Annotated in this window: 4 protein-coding genes; all 4 read right to left on the minus strand. The window is 38.7% G+C overall.

Annotation, left to right across the window (positions count from 1 at the left end; genetic code table 11):
- Positions 1-261: 261 nt before the first annotated feature.
- Genes ACTNCK_RS11395 through ACTNCK_RS11410 form a run of 4 tightly spaced genes read right to left on the minus strand, consistent with a single transcriptional unit; the run spans position 262 to position 4,904 of the window.
- A complete protein-coding gene (locus ACTNCK_RS11395) occupies positions 262-1,920 on the minus strand; it encodes a hypothetical protein (protein WP_441082839.1) in 1,659 nt (552 codons plus the stop codon).
- On the minus strand, positions 1,887-3,032 hold the full coding sequence (locus ACTNCK_RS11400) for a hypothetical protein (protein ID WP_441082840.1): 1,146 nt from the start codon (positions 3,030-3,032) through the stop codon (positions 1,887-1,889). Before ACTNCK_RS11400 ends, ACTNCK_RS11395 begins: the two co-directional genes overlap by 34 nt.
- Positions 3,032-3,907: an ABC transporter ATP-binding protein gene (locus tag ACTNCK_RS11405; protein WP_441082841.1), complete on the minus strand. Its 876-nt coding sequence runs from the start codon at positions 3,905-3,907 to the stop codon at positions 3,032-3,034. Before ACTNCK_RS11405 ends, ACTNCK_RS11400 begins: the two co-directional genes overlap by 1 nt.
- A complete protein-coding gene (locus tag ACTNCK_RS11410) occupies positions 3,897-4,904 on the minus strand; it encodes a hypothetical protein (RefSeq protein WP_441082842.1) in 1,008 nt (335 codons plus the stop codon). The genes ACTNCK_RS11405 and ACTNCK_RS11410 overlap by 11 nt, the downstream gene beginning before the upstream one ends.
- Between the last annotated feature and the right edge of the window lie 167 nt (positions 4,905-5,071).

Below are 5,071 nucleotides of genomic sequence, written 5' to 3' on the forward strand. Positions count from 1 at the left end.
ACTCCGACCGGCAATGAGGCGACAGCTATCAGCGGCCTAAAAGCCGGGTTTAAGTCACTCTTTATTGAATTTTCAAGGTGCTACGCGGTATTTTATACTGCGAAGTTTGAGACAATAATTTTTATCAAGGCAGCCATCATATCAGAAGCAAAATAGAAACATACACTTATAGGCCGAAAATACCATGAAACAACGCTCGCGGCTTGGTACAATTATGTCTATGTCAAGCAAATATTATTGTCAATCATCACTGTAATTCTGCTATATATGAAGAGCAAAATTTCTACCATCACATTTAAGGACTCCGTTCTCGTATGTCACATCTCCATCCTCCACATCATCCGCAACGACCTGTTGACGTGAAGTTTTAAGATTTATTCCTCGTATGCAGTTGTCTTTCATATAAATTACCCTGCCATCTGCCACGAAAAACCAGTCAACTTTGCTCACCGTTGCAAAGGAGTCCTCGACTGAATCTTCATCCCTATATGAAGTCAGGAGATTGTAGAAATCCTCTGAGTTATTTTTCATATCTGAATAAATATACGAATCCTTATTCGTCATAAGATCCATACATCTGATATAGATTCCACTGTCCTCGTCGTTTTCCATCAGATAATAACACTTTGAACCATTTACAAATACAAGATCTATGCTATTCTCATATGGAAAGGCGTTGTTCAGCACTCTTTCAGTGCTTCCATCATTTTCTGTCTTTATCAAGGTGTTGTTATCGAAGTCTATCGAAATATCACATTTACTTCCATTTATTACTGTAGACATATGGTTTTCTTCACCATATGGGATAACTATTTTCCCTTTGACAGAAGTATCAGATATCGCTCCACATCCTGACAATACAAACGGTACTACCAGAAAAGCAATCATTCTGAGTCGTCTGGTTTTTGAGAACAGGCAATAACTGGCAAACGATATTATCACCAAAGCTATAATATACGAAGTGATCAAAGTGATAAACTGATTCCTTTCTATTGCATGAAAGACACATCTCGTCTTCAATCCATCCTCTTCTATGACTGACTCATATCGTGATGGGTAGAAATACCCACACCCCTTTATCAGTCCAAGTGGCAAGAAATATACTATATCAGATCTGCCACATACTATATCAATGATAAGACGTGACAGAGTACACAGAACAATCGTAAGAATCCTGTTTTTCACAAGAACTATCACTAGAGCAGTACATGAAGCCATAAGCATACAACCCAGTATCCGTATAAAGAAAGCCGATACTGCAGTCCTTGCAAGCGACATATTCCATATTGTACCGTTGAATACCTCGAGTGTATCAAGAGGCGCCAATGTATATGGTAATCCGACGGTCACAGCCAGATATTCTGCTTTTATAAATTGAAATGTGGCTCCCAGAAAAATCGATATGGATACTGACAGCAGAATCTTTGATGTCCCGCATCCGTACCTGCTCTTCTTTCCAGTCAGAAGCATGGTGTACATATCAGAATCGTATTCCACAGAATATATCATGGTTACAATCAATATGATAGATATAACTAGCAAATAAGGAGTGTTATCTATGTAAAGAAGTGTCTGCCATCCCCTGTAGTCATAGATAAAGCCTGCATCCAGGCCCTTCTCATAAGTGTACTGATGGTAAATCACCTGAAAGGCTTTTCTCTCACGTGAGTTTTTTACCTTTTTACTATCTTGATGCAAAAGCCTGTTATACTCAGCTTCAATCTCATCGGACTTCTGTCTGGTCAACGGTCCTCCATACTTTTCTATATAAGATTGATACTCATCTTCATTCTCATCAATCATATAATGAGAGTAATATCCATGACAGAGTGTGACGATAATCTGTACAATAAGTAGCACTACTAACCAAACCATTCCATGCTGCTTTATAAAAAACTTCTTCGATTCTTCTGAGAGCATTTTCTTTCTCCAAAATATGCTAATAGACCAGGTATGCTGTCACATAACCCCATAGACACCATAATTACGATCTGCACTATGAGATACATGCTTGTCAACGGAATATAATATTCTCCCACATATATCCCCTTCAGAGCTTTAAATATATCCACTGCCACCAGTCCGCTGAATGGACTTGCCACTACAAACGCATTATATCTCTGATCAATACAGTTCCAGAATCCTCGCATATAAATGAATATCACAACCATTGCAAGTGCTGATATCAGCAGAGAATAAACATTTTTTATCCTTCTGCATAAGAAAACCAGGATCTGCGAAAACGAAATAAATCCCAGGATTCTGAGAGCTACTGTTATCAGATAAAATCCTATCAACGAAACGTCAAGTGGACAGTACTTATAATCCTCAATTGAATACACCGGGCACCTCATATACTTAAGTCCATACGTTAGTGAATATACCAGAAAATTTTCTATTGAAAAGGTGGCGACAAGTATCACTGAGACACAAACAGCCATCAGATTCTTCTCAAGGAAATAACTTCTAAACCGCCCTGATGAAGAGAGTAGGATATCACGCATCCCACTCTTCTCTTCTATTTTAATGCAAGGAATTATTGTAAGCAGAAGCATGGCAATGATAAAAATGTCAGAGTAGTCATATGAGAACAGCTTTTTCCACCCTATCGTATCAAAAAACGTATCAAGCTGCCTGCCTACATAATGACTTTTTATATATCTATCTTCTGATGCCCGATCTACTATTTTCTGATTTTTTCCAGCATATGATGCCATATATTTATACGGTTTATAGAAACATGTGCTAAGGATTGCATATTTATATCCGCTATGCTCCGAATTTGAATACAGACGCATGATATATGAGGCTTTACCCGCTGTCATCCTTCCTTTTGTTTTATCCATCAGTGCAGAATAGTATTTCCATTCCTCAGAGCTCACCGATGGTCTTGTAATCCCGTCCGAGAGCCAGCCAGACCCATGATAATATCCATAAATGATGATGCCCGCATTTATCAAAAGAAGGGTAACGATTAATGCAATCACATATCTTCGCAGAAATGTTTTTCTGAGCTCGTATTTCAGTTCCATTATAGCCCTCTTTCCCTACTGTAGACTTCTAAGAAAACATCTTCCAGATGCGGCGTAACTCTACTGAAGCCTTCCTCTGATGGCTTTTTGCTACTGATAATACGAAGTGTCACTTTATCATTCTCGCGCCTCATCCCTGACACCAGATAATGTCCAGACGCACTGACCGCTTCTTTCTCAGGCATGGATGCTTCCCACACTTCATCTGAGATACTACCACAAAGGTCCGCTATCGTACCTTTTTCTTTGAGATGTCCACTGTCAAATATCATCACCTGATTGGCTATGAATTCAATATCTGATACTATATGCGTCGTGATGATTACAATCCTGTCTTTTGCGATTGAAGAAATAATATTACGAAACCTTATCCTTTCCGCAGGATCAAGTCCGGCCGTTGGCTCATCAAGAATCAGAACCATCGGATCATTAAGTATCGCCTGTGCTATTCCTACTCTCTGCCTCATTCCACCCGACAGTTCCTGTATTTTTTTCCCTGCATCATCCTGTAGATTGACTGCATGAAGAGCCTTTTCAATCCTTGTTCCAATTTCAGTTACCGGGATATCCTTTACCCTGCACATATATCCAAGGAACTCGCTTACTGTAAAATTCTGATAAAACCTACAGTTCTGTGGCATATACCCGATATCAGCCAGATACCTCTTCCCAAGTTTTCTGATGTCCGTCCCATTGTACCTTATCACGCCGCTGGTCTGTGGAATTACACCTATAATGATATTTACAAGCGTGGTCTTCCCTGCCCCATTTGCTCCAAGAACTCCATAGACACCTTTTTCAAGTCCAAAACTCACCTGATCAAGTGCCTTTGTATTCCTATATTTTTTTGAGACATTATCAATTTCAAGAAGCATAAACTGCTTTAAAATCCTTTCCTTCACAATAGACTATAATGAATTTCCCATCCTTCTGGTCTATCCGGATAGCTTTGACCCCTGCTCTACTTTTGAGCTTTCTCTCATACAGCACCTTCATATTACTGGTATCATATACGCGGATACGAAACGAATTTTCATCAATATATTTCACCGCGGCCATTTGCAAGCCGTCTTCTCCTAACGCTGCAAGAGTGCTCTCTAGTCCATCGAGTTCATAGCAGATCAGCTTTCCATCTGGAATCTTCATAGCATACATTTTTCCATTTGTACTGTTTGTCCCAGGCTTCTCCCACTCTGTTATCCAGATCATGTTTCCTTTATGATAAATGCCGTCTCCCTGATAGTTCCTGATAGTCTGATATCTGCATTCATCATTCATATCTACAAAGCCTAGAACCGTATCAGTATCATTATCTAGGAGATCTCCTTTGAATGCAATATGCTCATTATCGGTAAAAGTAATATAGCTAACAGAAATATCCTCATCATTAAACGAATCAAGCATTCCATCACTTGAATTTTCTATATCAATATAATATATTTCCTGTGAAAGTGGAAAAGCTATCAGCCTTCCATCTGGGCTAACCACACAATCTATTGCTGAAAAAAGCCTTTCTGAATCATCATTTTTCTTTATAAAATCATAAAAGGATACCTCTCCTGTCTTTTTTAGATTATCATCATAATAGACGATGTACATATCTTTTACCTTTAAAGGATCTATGCTCGGCGATACTTCTATAAGATCTGAGCTGACAGACTGATTACCATCTTCTTTATCCTCCGTCTCTTCCTGCTTTACATATATGCAATAATATCCGTTATTTATCTTTCCATAAGAAAATACTAGTTCAGTTTTTCCCATCTCTGCCTTCCTGATTACTTTCTCATTTATATAGTCATACAGATATATTCCACTATTATTGCTTTCAATTCCTGTATAGCCGCCAGTACTGACCGCATCCATATCCACATCAGCATCTTTATCATTCTGTGTATTTATCTTTTCAGCATCTCCTGTGGCATTATTGTCATACGCCAAATTAAAATTCCCTCCGGCGTCACAAAAACTGCATTTTATTATCTGAGTTAACTAAATATTCCTACCAGAGCGTGTTGCATTTTGCGGCACGCTTTTTT

Origin of the sequence: Candidatus Weimeria sp. HCP3S3_B5 (assembly GCF_052064335.1) — a bacterium.
In the GTDB taxonomy this organism is placed as follows: Bacteria; Bacillota; Clostridia; order Lachnospirales; family Lachnospiraceae; genus Weimeria.